Below are 950 nucleotides of genomic sequence, written 5' to 3'. Positions count from 1 at the left end.
GCACATTCACAATCTCGAGGCAGATTGTAGAAAACGCGTGTCAGTTGAACGGCATCGACAAGTCGGCACGACGTGATGGGCTGCAGATTCTGAGGGATGCGGGCCGCGTCGACGTTGCAGGCGACGGGTCCGTTGCGGTGCTGGGCGCCACGACACAGGCGGTGCTAGAGGCGACAGTCGAGATTTTTGACGATCAGCGTCCCAGCTCAGACGAGCAGGCAATCATCGACCTGTCCGAACGCGTGTCTGGTAAACCTATGAAGCGCGCCGAAGCCGAGGAGTACATCTCCGACACGCATAAGCTAGTGAAGGCCGACGCGACCACGCTTGTGGATCTGTCGAAGAAGACGGCGCTCATTGACGAGGAAGGCGAACGCAGCAACGGCATCTTGTTCAACTCGCACACCTTCCGCGACGGCAAGTACGCGGAAAAGGCCCACCGCGTGCTGGAACATCTAAAGGCGGACGAGCGCACCCTGCTCACCGAGGTGCAGGACAAGCTGTCACGCAGCGGCGCGATGTACGAAGCCGAGGTCGAGAGGATGCTTGGGTCGGACCTTTACAAGCGGCTGGTCAGTGTTGGCCTGTTCGACCGAATGGAGGTTAGCAACAGTACCGAGTCTGTTGGCTACATCGCGTCGCCGAACGACTTCCAGAAATACGGACGCCCGTTCGAAGAGGACCCCATTGATGACGCGAAAGCGCTTATCGCTTCGTTGACCTATGGTCAGACGCGCAGCAACTCCGTGCGAGGTCGGATTACGATGCCCGAAGCATTGATCCGCACCCTCGTTCGCGGTGACGAGCTCGCCGCTGGGGCTGGCGGCATCCGCGCGATCGGCGAGGATTACAGAGAGCTGGAGGCGCGGCAAGTTGTCGAGACGACCGAGCAAAGCCGGGGTCGTTTCACCATGCGTCTTCTTAAAAAAGACGTTGGCGAGTTGGCCTTG

At 59.6% G+C, this 950-nt stretch carries 1 pseudogene; it reads left to right on the top strand.

Annotation, left to right across the window (positions count from 1 at the left end):
- Positions 1-44: 44 nt before the first annotated feature.
- Positions 45-950 (top strand): annotated as a pseudogene (locus A3736_RS05430) (hypothetical protein); the annotation flags it as partial.

It is taken from the genome of Erythrobacter sp. HI0063, from assembly GCF_001635685.1.
Lineage (GTDB): Bacteria > Pseudomonadota > Alphaproteobacteria > Sphingomonadales > Sphingomonadaceae > Qipengyuania.
The sequence above is the reverse complement of the archived record's forward strand: the minus strand, read 5'-3'. Positions and strand labels throughout refer to the sequence as shown.